Genomic DNA, 15,110 nt, shown 5'->3' on the forward strand with positions numbered 1-15,110 from the left:
TGGAGAATAAACATGAGCTATAAGCACATTGAAGTTAAACCGACTTCTGGTTTCACTGGTGCTGAAATCGGCGGCGTGGATCTTTCGCGTCCTCTGCACGATGAAGCAGTTGCCGAAATTCGTCAAGCATTATTGAAATGGAAAGTTGTGTTCTTTCGCAATCAGAACATCAATCATGCTGCACAGATTGCCTTCACGGCTCGTTTTGGTGAAGTAACTTACGCGCATCCTCACGAAGACGAGCCCATAGAAGGCTTTTCCCAAATCTTACCAATCGATCGCAGCCGCTTCGAGCGCCGTAACGGTCTACAACGTTCTAGCTATGAAAGTCGTTGGCATACTGATGTAACTGCTGTTGTTAACCCACCTGCGGGTTCAATTCTGCGAGCAGTTAATGTTCCTAGCGTTGGTGGTGACACACAATGGACTAATCTGGTGGCAGCTTATGAGGGTCTATCAGAACCTCTGCGGAAGTTAGCAGACACATTAAAAGCAGAACACAGGTTCAATGCACGTTTGCGAATACCCAGCAATAGCAAATATGCCCAGCGCATCGCAGCCAATCCGCAGGTTTCGATTCACCCAGTGGTACGCGTTCATCCTGAGACAGGCGAACGTGCATTGTTCGTGAACCCTGGCTTCACCTCGCACATTCTTGATGTGTCACCACAAGAGAGTGAACTGCTGCTAGAGTTGTTTTTCAACCAAATCACTAAACCTGCCTACACCACCCGCTTCCGTTGGAACAATGGTGATATCGCATTTTGGGATAACCGCGCCACCTCGCATTTAGCCCCACAAGATTTGGATCATATAGAAGTTGAGCGCGTACTCTATCGCACCACCATTACAGGTGATATTCCAGTCGGGCCTGATGGTTTCCGTTCGCAAATAGTTGAAGGCGAGCAGTTAACGGGTGAATTACCCACTGTCCTCAAGCAAAAAGCCGAGAAGGTATTAGCAGAACCAGCACTCAATTAAGTTGTAGAAACGTAGGTTGGGTTAAGCGAAGCGCAACCCAACCACGACGCGTAAATGTTGGGTTACCCTGCGGGAAGCAAGCTACGTTCCTCAAACGCCACTTCACTCAAGTCGGGAAACCCGCCCACGTGAGTGGCTCCCCAACCTACAACTCAATTAAGTTGTACACAAATTCAGGCGATCGCACAAAGCAATCACGCTTTATAATACGGTAAATCTATAAAGTTACCGTATTATAATTACCAGATGCAGACACCCAAAAATCATCAGTCATGCTCCGTGCTTTTAGTTCTAGAAATTTTAGCTTGTTCTACACAGGTCAAGCAATTTCTCTAATTGGTACTTCAATGACTCAGGTAGCTACTAGCTGGCTGGTATATCGCCTTACTGATTCCGCTTTGTTATTAGGTGTAGTGGGTTTTGCCAGCCAAATTCCCACATTGCTTTTGATTCCTCTGGGTGGAATTATTGCCGATCGCACTAATCGTCACCGCATTCTGCTTGTCACCCAAATTTTGGGGATGTTGCGGTCTCTACCTCTAACGTGGTTAGCCTTGAGTGGTACGATTAACGTCTGGTACATTACTTTTTTGGGTGTACTGTTAGGTATAATCAACGCCTTTGATATTCCAACTCGGCAAGCTTTTTTACCCCAAACAGTAGGTAAAGAAAATCTCGGTAATGCGTTTGCCTTGTACTCTTCTCTTGTAAGTGTGACGAGTATGGTGGGGCCTGCGATCGCAGGTTTGTTGATTGCAGCGTGGGGATCGGGGCTATGTTTTTTATTGGATAGTATCAGTTATATTGCTGTAATTATTGCTCTTTTAGCAATCAGAACTACTGACAAAAAAGCTGTCATTTCTACGCGCCAACCTCTAGAAGAATTGAAAACTAGTTTTAACTATGCCATAGGGTTTTTGCCAATTCGCTCTATCTTGATTGGTTCAAGTTTAGTCTGCTGCGTTTGGGGATTTTACCTAGCATTGGGGCCGATTTTTGCCAAAGAGATTTTGCAGGGTGAATCTAACACTTTTGGTTTTCTAATGACAGCATCCAGCTTAGGAACTTTAGCAGGTGGTATCTATTTAACTAGGCATCAAAATGTACATGGATTAGGAACAATTTTGGCATTAGGTATAGGTTTGATGGGCACGAGTCTGATTTTTTTTGCCCTATCGCGTGTGTTCTGGCTTTCTTTGCTGTCACTGTTAGCGGCTGGTTTCGGCTTTATTTTGCAGATAATTGCTGGACGTACTTTACTTCAGTTGTTAGTCAGCGATGAAAATCGTGGACAAATCACAGGTCTTTACGTAATGGCATCTACGGGTGCAGTTCCTCTAGGCAATTTGATAGCTGGCGCACTAGCAAGCCGTATCGGTGTTGTGAATACTGTCATCCTTGGCGCAAGTATTTGTATTACAGGTTCAGGTATTTTTATGCAGCAAATTTCTACCTTTCGGAATTTAGTTCGCTTGAATTTAAATGCAAATAATTCATAAAATATATTTTTTGCTTTAAAAAAACTTGGCAAATTGCAAAATTATTAATTATCTATTTGACTCAATATTCGCCAATTAACTTATCCACAAAGGAGAAAAAGATGACTGCAACAATTTCATTTGATCGTGTATTTGATGTTTACGATTCTACAAGAGGATTACCACCAGGAATATCTGAACAAGTAACTAACACTATCCTCAACATAGTTTCACCGACATCAGAGACTAAGTTCTTTGAAATTGGTGTGGGTACTGGCAGAATCGCTATTCCGATTGCCAAAAGAGGCTATTCTTACACAGGTATAGATGTCTCAGAAAAGATGTTAACTGAGTTGCACCGCAAGCTAGAAGGTATTTCCCACCGCCTGATAGCCGTCAAAGGAGATGCTACTGCTTTACAGTTTCTTGATAACTCCTTTGATGTCGGGTTGACGGTTCATGTGTTCCATCTGGTTTCTGCTTGGAAGCAAGCACTCTCCGAAATCCGCCGCATCCTCAAACCTGGTAGTCCTTACCTATATACTCACGGCACTCTCGATTCCATCTCAACAAATCTCAATAACAATCAAGGTAGGCTGACTTTTCAGCAACGTTGGGAAGATATCATTGCTAGTTATGGTTATCCTTTACCCGATTACGGTGCAACAGAGGAAGAGGTCTTAACAGAACTACGCACCCAAGGTGCAAGTTTAGAAACAGTAATTGCAGCTCAATGGAAGTGGGAATTAACTGTTAAAAAATTACTAGAAGACTATCAAAACAGAGTCTATCGTCATAGTTGGCATCTCACTGATGATGTCTTTGCCAAAGCCATTGATGATTTACGCGAATGGGCTTTAGAACACTACGGTTCTCTAGACTATGACTTATCTAGTGAAACCAAATTCAAAATTGTTGTAGTGCGAAATTGGGCATAACACCGAATAATGCAACATTTTAGCCTTGCTACGCCACTACAATTCTTCCCTTTAACCTTTCCCCAGTCCCCAAACTTTAGGAGTCAAGAGTATGACTGTCGAACACCGTCTGAACAGCAGCAATGGTTCTTTGCCTTATCTGTTTTCGCCTGTTTCTGCCGATGCCAACCAACCCGCGCCCCTGGTGTTATTTTTGCATGGGGCACGCGATCGCGGCAATGATTTAAATGTGCTGCTGAAATGGGGTTTACCTCGTTTCGTAGATGAATCCAGCTCTTTACCTTACTTCTTTGCAGCTCCCCAACTTTCTGAAGGACAAACTTGGGTAGAACGAGAGTCGGATGTAATTGCTTTGCTGGATGATCTCATCGCTTCCCAACCCATCAATCCATACAGTGTCATCATATCTGGGTTCAGCTTAGGTACAGCTGGAGCTTGGCATATCGCCGCTTCTCACCCTAGTCGCTTCGCTGGTTTGGTAGCAGTATCAGGGCGTGTAGCCAAGACATTAGAAGAAACCCAACTAGCTGGACTCAAAGAAATTTCCATCCAAATATTCCAAGGTGCAAAAGACGAAAAATTATCGATTGAGGATACACAGCAGATTGTCGATAGCTTGCGAACAGCTGGCGGTACAGTAGATTTTACTGTATTACCTGAAGGCGATCATTTTATTGCTGATGAAGTTTATCGAGACTCGAAATTGCAACAATGGCTGATTTCACAAAGTCGTCGTCAAGCTTCTCTAGCAATTTAAAAATTTTTTGGTCTATTCAAACGACAGTGCAGAATGCGTAACTGGTAATCGTTTTAATTACGTCTGTATGTTTATCTTAATTACGTTCCCACGATGATTGAAATTGACAGCTATACAATCTATCACTCACCTAATGCGTATATTGGCATCACATTGTTAAATCGTGCTTTATCTGGGATACCCGTTATAGTCCAGCGTCGCCCAATTTGTATTCCCAAAGAACAGGGAATCATGGTTGCAGACCTATTAGGCAGTAAAGAAACTGCTGTTCAAGGATCTTATCATCGGGAAGATTGCATCCGTTGGGCAAAGAAATTCGGGATCGAACTCCATTTAATCACTCGCGATCTCTTTCAAGAGCGTGCCAAGAGATGGATTGCATCATCGTTGAATCGTGAAGAACTACCAGCCCGCGCTTATTATGCAGCACTTGGATCTGGGAAAGAATCATTATTAGACCAAGCTCTCTTTCGTGCCGCTTGGGTAGATGGCATGGATGTGAATGACGAGGAAGTTATTAAACACTGTATATCCTCCTCTGGCTTGGATTGTGAGCATATTTTAAACCTCGCCTTCACTACGGAAATTACTCAAATGTTGAATCATTCAATGAATTTGTTTACCAAGGCAGCCTGTCCGGGTGTACCTACTTGGGTAATTAAAGGTGAGCGTTTCTGGGGTAAAGACCGTGTTGATTGGTTGGTGGAAAAAGTGCGCTCAATACTCCCAAGCTAAATTTTAGATAGCTATATTCCCCTGGAAAATAAATCTAACAATTTCTCAATCAACTACAAATCTATGACATTACCCACAACTAAACTCGGTCAAACTGGATTGACCGTTTCGCGCCTCTGTCTTGGCACTATGACCTTCGGTTTGCAGACAGATGAAGAAACTTCTAGGGTAATCCTCGACACTGCCGCCAATGCTGGTATCAACTTTCTGGATACAGCTGACGTTTATCCTTTGGGGGGTGGACTAGCTACGGCTGGAAGTACCGAAGAAATCGTTGGGCGCTGGCTTAAAGGCAAACGCGAACATTTTATCTTGGCTACCAAAGCTGTTGGCAAGGTTGGCCCTGCACCTTGGGATCAGGGTGCTTCGCGCAAACATATTTTGGATGCGATCAATGCTTCTCTAAGACGACTGGGAACTGATTATATTGACCTGTACCAATTGCACTCTGATGATGCCTCAACCCCTCTCGATGAAACACTAGAAGCATTAGATACATTAGTGCGGGCTGGGAAGGTACGTTATATCGGGGTTTCCAACTTCTTAGCATACCGACTCGCCCGCGCTTTGGGTCGTGCAGATGTACGAAATCTGACTCGCTTTGTTTCGATTCAACCCCGCTATAATCTCTTATTCCGCGAGATTGAGCGAGAACTTTTGCCTTTAGCGCAAGAAGAAAGGCTTGGTGTAATTCCTTACAATCCCTTGGCTGGTGGTTTACTGACTGGTAAACATAATCTGGCTAACGGCCCCACCACAGGTACACGTTTCACCTTGGGGAGTGCCGCCGAACGCTATCAAGAACGATACTGGCGCGATCGCGAGTTCAATACTGTGGAGGAATTACGCACAGTGGCCGATCTAGCCGGATTATCCCTCACTACCCTAGCGGTGGCTTGGGTGCTGGCTAATCCAATTATCACTGCCCCCATTATTGGCGCTAGCCGTCCAGAACAACTGACTGACACCCTCAAGGCTTTAGAACTAAAACTCGACGACAGTTTGAAACAAAAGCTAGACGACCTCACTGCCGAATATCGCAGGGGAGATTCTCTGCGTTAAGTCTGCGTTAGGAATGAATATTAATTCAGCATTCATGCCCAAAAAGTCCAGACAAGCGAAATCCTTTCAACGTGCTGCCGATGCCCCAGCCTTGCCAGCGACGACCTTTAGTTTCATTTGCTATTTTGTTAACCAGTTTCGCTGGTGGTACGTGATAATGGTGATTCTGGAGGTAATACATGCAACCTGCGGCATCATGTTGCCTTATGCCATTGGTGAGATCATTCGGAGCGTGACGCGATCGCCAGGGGACAGTAAGCAGATTTTTGATGCCGTGAGCCAACCCCTGATGTTATTCACTGCCTTGAGTGTGGGTGAAGTGGTATTCGGGCGAGCATCTGGACTTTTGCAGACAATCCTCCATCCGATCCACCGACAGCACATCGTCCGATCGCTATATGCCTACTTACAGCACCATTCTCACCGTTACCTGAGCAGCAGTTTTGCCGGAGCATTGGCACATCGGATTAGCGAAACCTCTTTGGGTGTTACCCAAACAATGCAAATGCTGATTACTGAATTTATGCCAGTAATCATCGTCTATATCGTTGCCACGATGTTACTCTATCGCGCCTATCCTCCGCTGGCTGCACTCGTGGGGGCGTGGGCAGTTCTCTTCATCAGTATTTCGTTCTGGCTGGCTACTCGCTGCCGAATTTACTCCCGAAAAGCCGCAGCCGCTAGAAGTGAGACAACTGGCATCATCGTAGATGCGGTAACAAATCTCACCAGTAGCCGACTATTTGCTCGCCTGGGTTTTGAACGACGCTATTTGAATGAGCAATTAAGGCACGAACTCAAAGAGGTGAGAAAATCCAACTGGTACTCAGAGCGAATCCGCTGGTTTCAGTTTATCTCAGCAGCAGTCCTGAAAATTGGCACTTTGTATTACTCGCTCTCACTTTGGAGTCAAGGAGCGATCGCAACCGCTGACTTTGTGGTAGCAACTAGCTTATCGCTTTTAATCATCAGTGAAGCCCGTAATTTGAGCCGACGTTTTCTGGAATTATTTGAACATATTGGCAATATTGCCAATGGTGTCTTCACTATCGTTCAACCCCACGAAATCATTGATCAAGATAGTGCGATCGCCCATTCAATCACTCACGGACAGATTGAGTTTCGCCAAGTGAATTTTAGCTACTCCCTTGGGAAAAAAGTATTCGACAATCTTTCTCTCACCATCCAACCAGGCCAGCGTGTCGGACTGGTTGGCTTCTCTGGTTCTGGAAAATCCACCTTCGTCAATCTGATTTTGCGTCAATTCGACCCCCAATCGGGAGAGATTCTGATTGATGGGGTGAATATTCAAGATATGACTCAAGAGGCCCTACACTCCCAAATCAGCTTGATTCCGCAAGATCCATCTCTATTCCATCGAACATTGATAGAAAATATTCGTTATGGACGACTGGATGCCACCAACGAGGAAGTGATCGAGGCGGCACGCCAAGCCTATGCTCACGATTTTATCGCCCAGATTAAAGAAGGTTATGATTCTCTGGTGGGTGAACGTGGTGTCAAACTTTCTGGAGGGCAGAGACAACGGATTGCGATCGCGCGGGTAATTCTCAAAGATGCACCAATCCTGATTCTAGATGAAGCCACCTCTAGCCTCGATTCCATCACTGAAAAAGCCATCCAAGACACTCTAGATTTAGCGATGAATGGGAAAACGGTGATTGTGGTGGCTCATCGGTTGTCTACTATTGCCCATCTAGACCGGATTTTAGTGTTTGATCAAGGTCGCATTGTCGAAGATGGCACTCATACCAAACTACTGGCACGTCATGGTGCTTACTACAGATTATGGAAAATGCAGGCAGGTGGATTCTTACCTGTAGAAGCCAATAATCAGAATGTATCTGAACTACAAACAGGATAGCTTTGAGCATCGAATCGTGGCCATTTTAACAAGAAAGAATAAAGGTGTCAGTCGTCAGAATTCAGAATTTTTATCTGTACGACTGGCAGATGAATAAACGGTGAAACACCACACAAAATCATAGATTTGGTAGTGCTTCAAGGTGGCTGGTCTAAATCTCCACTAATTGCATTCTGAATTCTGAATTCTGATTGAAAACATCCTATTTCACATTTCACGTATGACTAGAATATTCAACACTCGCCGCCGTTTTGTCCGGCTTGGTACAGCAGGTTTGTTGGGTTTATCAACTGCATTGGTTATCAGTAGTTGCAATCCTACAACCGCACGAGTAGAAAAATCTAATACTACAACGAATGTCTCAGCTACCAGTAGCATCAAGACAAAAGTTCTTCGTATGGGGTATCAACAAGCTGGTGATTTAGTTCGAGTTACAGGAGTATTAGAAAAACGTCTAGAACCCTTGGGTATCAAGGTAGAATGGGCGCAATTTGCTCAAGGGCCTCAGCTGATGGAAGCTATGAATGTGGGCAAAATCGATTTAGGTTCTGTGGGAGAAACTCCTCCCATCTTTGCCCAAGCTGCTGGCGCTGATATTGTTTATGTGGTTGGTTCACGGCGCACAGAAAAAAGTGGTAGAGCAAGTGCAATCGCTGTTCCCCCAAATTCTCTCATCAAGACCGTCAAAGATATTAAGAGGCAAAAAGTAGTCTTCCAAAAAGCTTCTGCATCTCACTATTTCATTATTAGAGAGCTGGAAAACGTAGGTTTGAAACCAGAAGATATTCAAGTTCTAAGTATACCTAATGTAGAAGCTAGTAGCGCATTTCTAGAAGGTAAGATTCCTGTTTGGGTAAGTGGCGATCCTCATTTAGCGAGAGCTGAAAAATTGGGTAAGGTGCGGATTATTAAAACTGCTCAAGGGCTTGACACTCCAGGTAGCTACTATATCGGTGGAAGACAGTTTGCTGTTGATAATCCAGAACTACTACGGATAGTGATTGAGGAAATTGATAAAATTCAACGCTGGGCAGAAGCTAATCCCAAAGAGACAGCAAAATTAATTATGCCTCATCAAAAACTAGACCCAGAAGTGATGGACTTGGTACTAAGTCGTCGTAGCTATGGATTAAGAGCTATTTCTCCAGAATTGATCAAAGACCAGCAAAGAGTTGCTGATTATTTCTATAAGAATGGTTTGCTCCCTAAACCTGTAAATATTCAAGCAGCTGTGTTGACACCTGAACAATATGCCGCCATTACTCCTTCAACAATTAGCCAAAAATAGACGATGACAAAGATAAAATAGACAAGCCAAGACAATGGGCTGAAAGCAACCGCAGTGAAGTTGCTAGAATTTTAGCCCCCGATCGCCGAGTAAATGCGCTCGCAAGAACAGTCCACTCCAGCGCCCGATCGCACCTATTGACGTTGCTTGATCGAGCGTTGGTCGATTCGGATCGCGGTCACTATCTTGATTAGCAATGCTATAGTGATTCGCGCCTTCAATCACAATCAACGCTTTTGGTGTATCTTGAATCTTGTCATAGGTTGTTGCCACATCACCAAAATTAGCAATACCATCGAGCGTTCCTGCGATTAAGCCTATGGGAATACCTTGATTATCGATCAGAGGAAACGTGCCGCTATAGGGTGGCGTCTGGAAGTTGGCACCATAGAAGATGCCTGCTTTTAGTTCAGGCGGTCGAGTATAGTCTCCGCAAGAGACATTTGGATTATTGATATTTTGAATGGCGGCTAATCCAGCATATGCACCAAACGAGTGCCCCAAGAGTCCTAGCTTTTCGGTATCTACCATTTCAAAGATCGGTGAATTCGCATCAGCATCTTCGAGTTTCATTTGAGCCAGCACGTCATTCACTTGCTGCTCATCTGCAAAAAATCCTGTAATGGCTTGTCCATCTAGTCCGGTTCTGGTTCGTTCATGATTCGGAACAACCACGACAAATCCATAGCTAGCGACTTTCTGTGCATAGTTAGAATAGTCTGCTTTATCGACTAAAGCACCTTGGAGCATCAGCGCGATCGGCAGTTGATTGGCAGTTGAGTTTGGCAAAACTGGATAGTAGACATCCGCCGGAGCGCCATTGGCAGCAATCGCGATCATGTAGTGCTTCACTTGGTCATAAATTGAATCGGGGCTGAATGTATCCTTCTCTAAACTCAACCGCAGCACCTTTCCTTGTCCGGCGACAAAGCCTTTATCTTCTACTGGAATTATAACGTGTAGCCTCTTGTGCGGGGATTGGGTTTTGCTGGTGATAAAGCGAGTATTTGATTAAAGAGTTTAAATTTGCTTAAGCGAACTACTATCGTCAATCTACTGAAGCTGTCCTGTACATTTGTAGCTTTGTATAGACACTATCTACACTAGCTATTATGCAGATTAGTATCACAGACGACCTGAAGAAACGCTTTCATGCAGCTTGCGCTTTGCGTGGGCTGAAGATGAGTCATGTTCTAGTGGAGATGATTGAGCAGTGGTTAGCTAATGAAGCCCACTCTGTTAAGGAGTTAAAGGTTAGAAAAACTGTTGTTTGTGAATTGAAGCTGGTAGTACAACTGATTTGAGAGTAGTTGCGGTAAGTTCATGGCGGAATCTTGTTTGCTTAGTACTAATAGTTTTTATCCCAGGAGCAATAGATGACTCAACAGAAATGGTTAATTGATGAGGCTGTCCTGCCTGATGCTGTGGCTATCGAACAGATAGAACGTGAACTTAACTCTAATCAACGAGGTGGTCGGGAGTCATTTAGTCAACCACAAGCAGTTACTTTAGCTGTACGCTTGCAAGACATTGTAATTTTGGATACCCAAAAATGGTTTGGGGATGCAGATATCCGATTAGACGCTTTAGTGGTTCACGGAAATGCTACAGGAAGCGATGCAACAAGTGCCTATGTACCTCAAACGTTTCGCTTTCCTGGTATTAAAGACCAAGATCGTCTTCCTACGGCGTTGCATAAAGAGAATATGAATTAGGGTGAATCTTCATGGAATGTCCTCGTTGTAACTCCCATCATAACCGTAAGAATGGCAAGCAAAGAGGTAAACAAAACCACGTGTGTGTAGATTGTGGTCATATATGACACGAGTAGAAGGTGAAAATAGCAGATTAAGACATTACTTAGCTCGATTACATCGGAAAACCTTTTGTTATTCTAAGTCCGTAGAAATGCTGAGACTCTCTATTAGATTGTTAGTTTATTATCTCAAACATCGCTGTATTCCACTGCGGGGGCTTTGCCCCCGCGAGAATATGGCGATCGCACAATTCATATTGTGATTCAGCAACGCCAAAAAAAGAATGTGACAGATAGACCATGTAGAGACGTTGCATTGCAACATCTCTACCTCTACTACGCCTACGCAATCTTTCAAACTCCCATCATGAGCAACATTTTCCAAACCAGACAACCAGCGCCAGATTTCTCAACTCCTGACCAAAACGATAATCTAGTCAGTTTGGATAATTTCAGCGGACAGTGGGTTGTCCTTTATTTCTACCCTAAAGATGATACTCCTGGCTGCACCACAGAAGCAAAAGATTTTACCGATTTGTATCAAGACTTCAGCCAACTAGGAGCGAAAATCTTAGGCGTTAGCCCAGATTCAGGTAAGGCTCATTGCAAATTTATTAACAAACATAACTTGTCAATCACCCTTTTAAGTGACCCAGAACATCTTTTAATAGAAGCTTATGGAGCTTGGCGATTAAAAAAGTTTATGGGTAAAGAATATATGGGTGTTGCTCGGTCAACCTTCCTGATTTCACCTGATAAGATTATTGCCTATGCTTGGCCAAATGTAAAAACTAAAGATCATGCTCAAGCAGTTTTAACTAAATTGCAGGAATTTGCGAATATATGAGGGTATAGTCATTGTCATGCCATATAATTCATCTTTATAGCCATTAATTAAAATGTGACCAGCCCCTTTGAACAGACAATTGCCAATGCTCTGAACTCAGCCAATCCTCAAAGAGTTCTAGAAGGTACAGTGGCAAATGCTATCATTCAGGCAGGGTTTGATTTAGTTGGTTTCAATAAAGCAGTAGGTCTAAATGGCGAAGTTGGTGAAATCGATCTAGAAACCAGCAACGCTATCTATTATCGAAGTAACAAACCAAACTTCTCGTAAGTTAAAGCCAATATGGTTCAAGTCATCCAAGCACAGAATATCGGACTTGCCTATCTAGAAGAAAGATTTGGTTTGCAACAGACTGAGGCTGAAGATTTTTTTCCAGAGTGGTTTGACACTCTCCCAGAAATCGCGGATTTAGAAAAGCAATATTTAGACAGAGTTAAAGCTAATTTTCTCAGATTGGTTAAGCACCCACCAATCTTAGAAAATGCAGTCAAAATGGTAGTCTTGTCACCTTTATTAGATTTGGCTGGATTTTATGATGATCCGTTTTTGATCGGTACTGAAGAATCTATAGAAATTGCTTTAGAGGATGAGGATGAAATTATCAGAGGGCGTATTGATGTTTTAGTTATTCAAGAACAATTGTGGCTTTTAGTCATTGAATCTAAAAGGGCTAGTTTTTCTCTTTTAGAAGCTATACCCCAAGCACTCGCCTATATGCTTGCAAATCCTCATCCGGCAAAACCTGTGTTTGGATTAGTAACTAGTGGAGAAGATTTTCAATTTATCAAACTAATAAAGCAAGATAAACCTGAGTATGCTTTGTCTGATAAATTAACTTTGTCCAGACGAGAAAATGAATTGTACAAGGTCTTAAGTATCTTAAAAAAATTAAGTCAAATATTAAGTTAATTAATTTATGTCTATTCGTCCGATATACCTCGATTGCCACGCTACTACGCCTGTAGATGAGCGAGTACTGGCAGCAATGCTACCTTATTTCACAGAAAAATTTGGTAATCCATCCAGTATTAGTCATGTTTACGGTTGGGAAGCAGAAGCGGCTGTTAAACAAACGCGAGAAATTTTGGCAGCAGCAATCAACGCCACACCAGAGGAAATTGTTTTCACTAATGGCGCGACCGAAGCTAATAATTTAGCTATTAAAGGTGTTGCGGAAGCTTACTTTAAAAAAGGACAGCATATTATTACTGTTGCTACTGAACATAGTGCAGTTATTGACCCTTGTAATTATTTAAAAAGCCTCGGTTTTGAAATTACTATTCTCCCAGTTCAAAAAGATGGACTAATTGATTTAACTGAATTAGCAAAAGCTTTCCGTCCTGAAACAATTTTGGTATCGGTGATGGCTGCAAATAACGAAATTGGTGTGTTGCAGCCTTTAGCAGAAATTGGGGAGATATGTAGTGATCGCCAAGTCCTATTTCACACCGATGCAGCCCAAGCTATTGGTAAAATCCCTTTAGATGTGCAAGCAATGAAAATCGACTTAATGTCGCTAACTGCACATAAAGTATATGGCCCCAAAGGCATTGGAGCGCTGTACGTCCGCAGGCGCAACCCCAGAGTAAAACTTGCTCCCCAGCAGCATGGTGGCGGACATGAGCGCGGGATGCGTTCTGGTACTTTGTATACACCGCAAATTGTCGGATTTGGTAAAGCTGTAGAAATAGCTTTGGCTGAACAAGCAACAGAAAACCAACGCCTCACCGAACTTAGAGAAAGACTGTGGAAGGCGCTTTTGCAGTTGGAGGGAATTCATTTCAATGGACATCCTCAAAACCGACTGGCGGGAAACTTAAACATTAGTGTTGAGGGAGTGGATGGAGCCGCACTTTTGCTAGGATTGCAGCCAGTCATGGCAGTTTCTTCTGGTTCTGCTTGCTCATCGGCAACCACTGCACCCTCTCATGTTCTTACAGCGCTGGGACACTCAGAACAGCTAGCTTATGCCTCAGTGCGGTTTGGTATTGGCCGGTTTAATACTCAAGAGGAAATTGATATTGTAGCCAAACATGCGATCGCTACTATTCAAAGTTTACGCAAGCAGACAACCCTGGTGTAGAGGAGTTGGGGAGCAGGGGAAGTGGGGGAGCAGGGGAAGTGGGGGAGAGAATAATTAATGACCCTTGACTCAGCACTCAATAGGGATTTGAGTCAATTCGTCCTCTTTTAACGCTCCTGAGATAATAGCCTGATGTCGGTCTGTATTTGAGGTTGAAGGTGTCGCCACTGCGAAGTTTCCAAATTTTGTAGTTGGAAAAGGTCAAAGGAGTTCGGGGTTCGCAGACTTCAGGTCGATGATCGCCAAGTACAAAGTATACTGCACCTCTACCGATAACATTCGCTAGACCGTCTTTATCCACAATAACCGACGTACTCTCGCTAACGGCTATACCTAAAACGCTTCTAGATACACCGTCTTTAATTTGACGAGCAATAAAGGCCATAATTCGACCCATTCTTTCGCGCCTATCAAAGTGCGTATCTACGATGGTTCCTTTGAAATTGCTCCAGTTGAAAAAGTTGTAACTAAAAGTAATATCCCGGTAGGGGTCTTCGAGTGCATCTCTGGTTTCAATGCCTTTTTCGGAAGAAGCACAAGCATCGTAGACGTAATCACTTTGGATCATCGCACCCGCACTAGTGCCACCAATACCACCCCCCCTAGCGTAAACTGACTTGATAGCAGTCTCTAGCTTAGTGTTCTTCCAATTGCGGATATATTGACATTGATCGCCGCCAGCGAAGAAAATCACATCAGCTTTTCTAACTTTCTCAACAATCTCAGCTTTGTTTGCCTCTTGTCTATTGCTAATAACAAGAGTTTCCACAGAATTCACGCCCTTCATGGCATAAATTAGCCGATTGTAATCGTGATTACCATAAGTGCGGATAACTACAACATCAAGTTTGCTGGCGTATCTAGTACCTCCCCTAACCTGGTTGATCATCCATTGAATAGCATCATCTACATCGGGGCCACCTCCACCTAAGCTAAGGACGGGGCCAGCTAAGGTGGGACGGACATCGAAGGCGGGGCGAACTTCAACAGTGTCGCCCAGGAAGTAGCGTTTCCAGCTGGCGATAAAACTGGTTATGAGGAAGCTTCCCATCTCCAACAACTTGATTCCTGCACTTTTCAAGTACCTTGCGATATTTGGGAATGCCTTTGTGGTCATACTAAACTTCTGGTGCATACTGCAATTACTGCTAACTCTCGCACCAGAAAGGGTGAAATTTCCAGCGTACAGGGCTTGTACTGTTTTTTAACGCCAAATAACCCAGAGTAATCAATGATTCTTTGCTTGTAGTTAGCTCTTTAGTGCTAAAGCGCCAACTACTAACTTTAATTGATTCATGCC

The 15,110-nt window shown here is 43.6% G+C and carries 16 protein-coding genes and 1 pseudogene; 15 read left to right on the top strand and 2 right to left on the bottom strand.

The features are described from left to right. The first annotated feature begins 12 nt into the window (after nucleotides 1-12). The 8 genes from HCR01_RS12460 to HCR01_RS12495 all read left to right on the top strand — a co-directional run bounded on the left by HCR01_RS12460 (nucleotide 13) and on the right by HCR01_RS12495 (nucleotide 9,124). On the top strand, nucleotides 13-981 hold the full coding sequence (locus tag HCR01_RS12460) for a TauD/TfdA dioxygenase family protein (protein ID WP_193196477.1): 969 nt from the start codon (nucleotides 13-15) through the stop codon (nucleotides 979-981). A 272-nt stretch (nucleotides 982-1,253) separates the two neighbouring features. Then, the gene (locus tag HCR01_RS12465; RefSeq protein ID WP_193196478.1) at nucleotides 1,254-2,480 is read left to right on the top strand and encodes an MFS transporter; all 1,227 of its coding nucleotides are present in this window, start codon (nucleotides 1,254-1,256) and stop codon (nucleotides 2,478-2,480) included. A gap of 101 nt (nucleotides 2,481-2,581) precedes the next feature. Next, the gene (locus HCR01_RS12470) at nucleotides 2,582-3,397 is read left to right on the top strand and encodes a class I SAM-dependent methyltransferase (RefSeq protein WP_193196479.1); all 816 of its coding nucleotides are present in this window, start codon (nucleotides 2,582-2,584) and stop codon (nucleotides 3,395-3,397) included. Between the two features lie 91 nt (nucleotides 3,398-3,488). Continuing rightward, nucleotides 3,489-4,154, top strand: a complete 666-nt coding sequence (locus HCR01_RS12475) for a dienelactone hydrolase family protein (protein WP_193196480.1) — start codon at nucleotides 3,489-3,491, stop codon at nucleotides 4,152-4,154. Nucleotides 4,155-4,247: 93 nt separating this feature from the next. Continuing rightward, nucleotides 4,248-4,889: a DsbA family protein gene (locus HCR01_RS12480; protein ID WP_193196481.1), complete on the top strand. Its 642-nt coding sequence runs from the start codon at nucleotides 4,248-4,250 to the stop codon at nucleotides 4,887-4,889. Nucleotides 4,890-4,952: 63 nt separating this feature from the next. After that, a complete protein-coding gene (locus HCR01_RS12485; protein ID WP_193196482.1) occupies nucleotides 4,953-5,951 on the top strand; it encodes an aldo/keto reductase in 999 nt (332 codons plus the stop codon). Between the two features lie 34 nt (nucleotides 5,952-5,985). Further along, nucleotides 5,986-7,836, top strand: a complete 1,851-nt coding sequence (locus HCR01_RS12490) for an ABC transporter ATP-binding protein (protein WP_193196531.1) — start codon at nucleotides 5,986-5,988, stop codon at nucleotides 7,834-7,836. Between the two features lie 220 nt (nucleotides 7,837-8,056). Then, nucleotides 8,057-9,124 (top strand): aliphatic sulfonate ABC transporter substrate-binding protein, encoded by a 1,068-nt coding sequence (locus HCR01_RS12495; RefSeq protein ID WP_193196483.1) that lies wholly within the window; start codon nucleotides 8,057-8,059, stop codon nucleotides 9,122-9,124. Nucleotides 9,125-9,187: 63 nt separating this feature from the next. On the opposite strand, the gene HCR01_RS12500 is transcribed toward HCR01_RS12495, so the two are convergent. Beyond that, on the bottom strand, nucleotides 9,188-10,024 hold the full coding sequence (locus HCR01_RS12500) for an alpha/beta hydrolase family protein (RefSeq protein WP_193196484.1): 837 nt from the start codon (nucleotides 10,022-10,024) through the stop codon (nucleotides 9,188-9,190). A gap of 212 nt (nucleotides 10,025-10,236) precedes the next feature. Here HCR01_RS12500 and HCR01_RS12505 point away from each other — a divergent pair, with 212 nt between their 5' ends. From HCR01_RS12505 to HCR01_RS12535, 7 genes and pseudogenes are all read left to right on the top strand, one after another. Continuing rightward, nucleotides 10,237-10,428 (top strand): hypothetical protein, encoded by a 192-nt coding sequence (locus HCR01_RS12505; RefSeq protein WP_193196485.1) that lies wholly within the window; start codon nucleotides 10,237-10,239, stop codon nucleotides 10,426-10,428. Nucleotides 10,429-10,500: 72 nt separating this feature from the next. Then, nucleotides 10,501-10,839 (top strand): hypothetical protein, encoded by a 339-nt coding sequence (locus HCR01_RS12510; RefSeq protein WP_193196486.1) that lies wholly within the window; start codon nucleotides 10,501-10,503, stop codon nucleotides 10,837-10,839. A gap of 103 nt (nucleotides 10,840-10,942) precedes the next feature. Then, nucleotides 10,943-11,143, top strand: a pseudogene (locus HCR01_RS12515) (IS1 family transposase); the annotation flags it as partial. Between the two features lie 104 nt (nucleotides 11,144-11,247). Further along, the gene (gene bcp / locus HCR01_RS12520) at nucleotides 11,248-11,727 is read left to right on the top strand and encodes a thioredoxin-dependent thiol peroxidase (protein ID WP_193196532.1); all 480 of its coding nucleotides are present in this window, start codon (nucleotides 11,248-11,250) and stop codon (nucleotides 11,725-11,727) included. Nucleotides 11,728-11,781: 54 nt separating this feature from the next. Beyond that, complete coding sequence (locus tag HCR01_RS12525; protein ID WP_193196487.1) at nucleotides 11,782-11,997, top strand: hypothetical protein; 216 nt, start codon at nucleotides 11,782-11,784, stop codon at nucleotides 11,995-11,997. A 12-nt stretch (nucleotides 11,998-12,009) separates the two neighbouring features. Next, nucleotides 12,010-12,636, top strand: coding sequence for a type I restriction endonuclease (locus tag HCR01_RS12530; RefSeq protein ID WP_193196488.1), 627 nt, complete (start codon nucleotides 12,010-12,012; stop codon nucleotides 12,634-12,636). A 7-nt stretch (nucleotides 12,637-12,643) separates the two neighbouring features. Further along, nucleotides 12,644-13,810, top strand: coding sequence for a cysteine desulfurase family protein (locus tag HCR01_RS12535; protein WP_193196489.1), 1,167 nt, complete (start codon nucleotides 12,644-12,646; stop codon nucleotides 13,808-13,810). A gap of 76 nt (nucleotides 13,811-13,886) precedes the next feature. Here the strand turns inward: HCR01_RS12535 and HCR01_RS12540 are convergent, their stop codons facing one another. Next, a complete protein-coding gene (locus HCR01_RS12540; RefSeq protein WP_413773939.1) occupies nucleotides 13,887-14,927 on the bottom strand; it encodes a cyanophycinase in 1,041 nt (346 codons plus the stop codon). Nucleotides 14,928-15,110: the final 183 nt, after the last annotated feature.

The organism is Nostoc sp. MG11 (assembly GCF_014904695.1).
Taxonomy (GTDB): Bacteria; Cyanobacteriota; Cyanobacteriia; order Cyanobacteriales; family Nostocaceae; genus Komarekiella.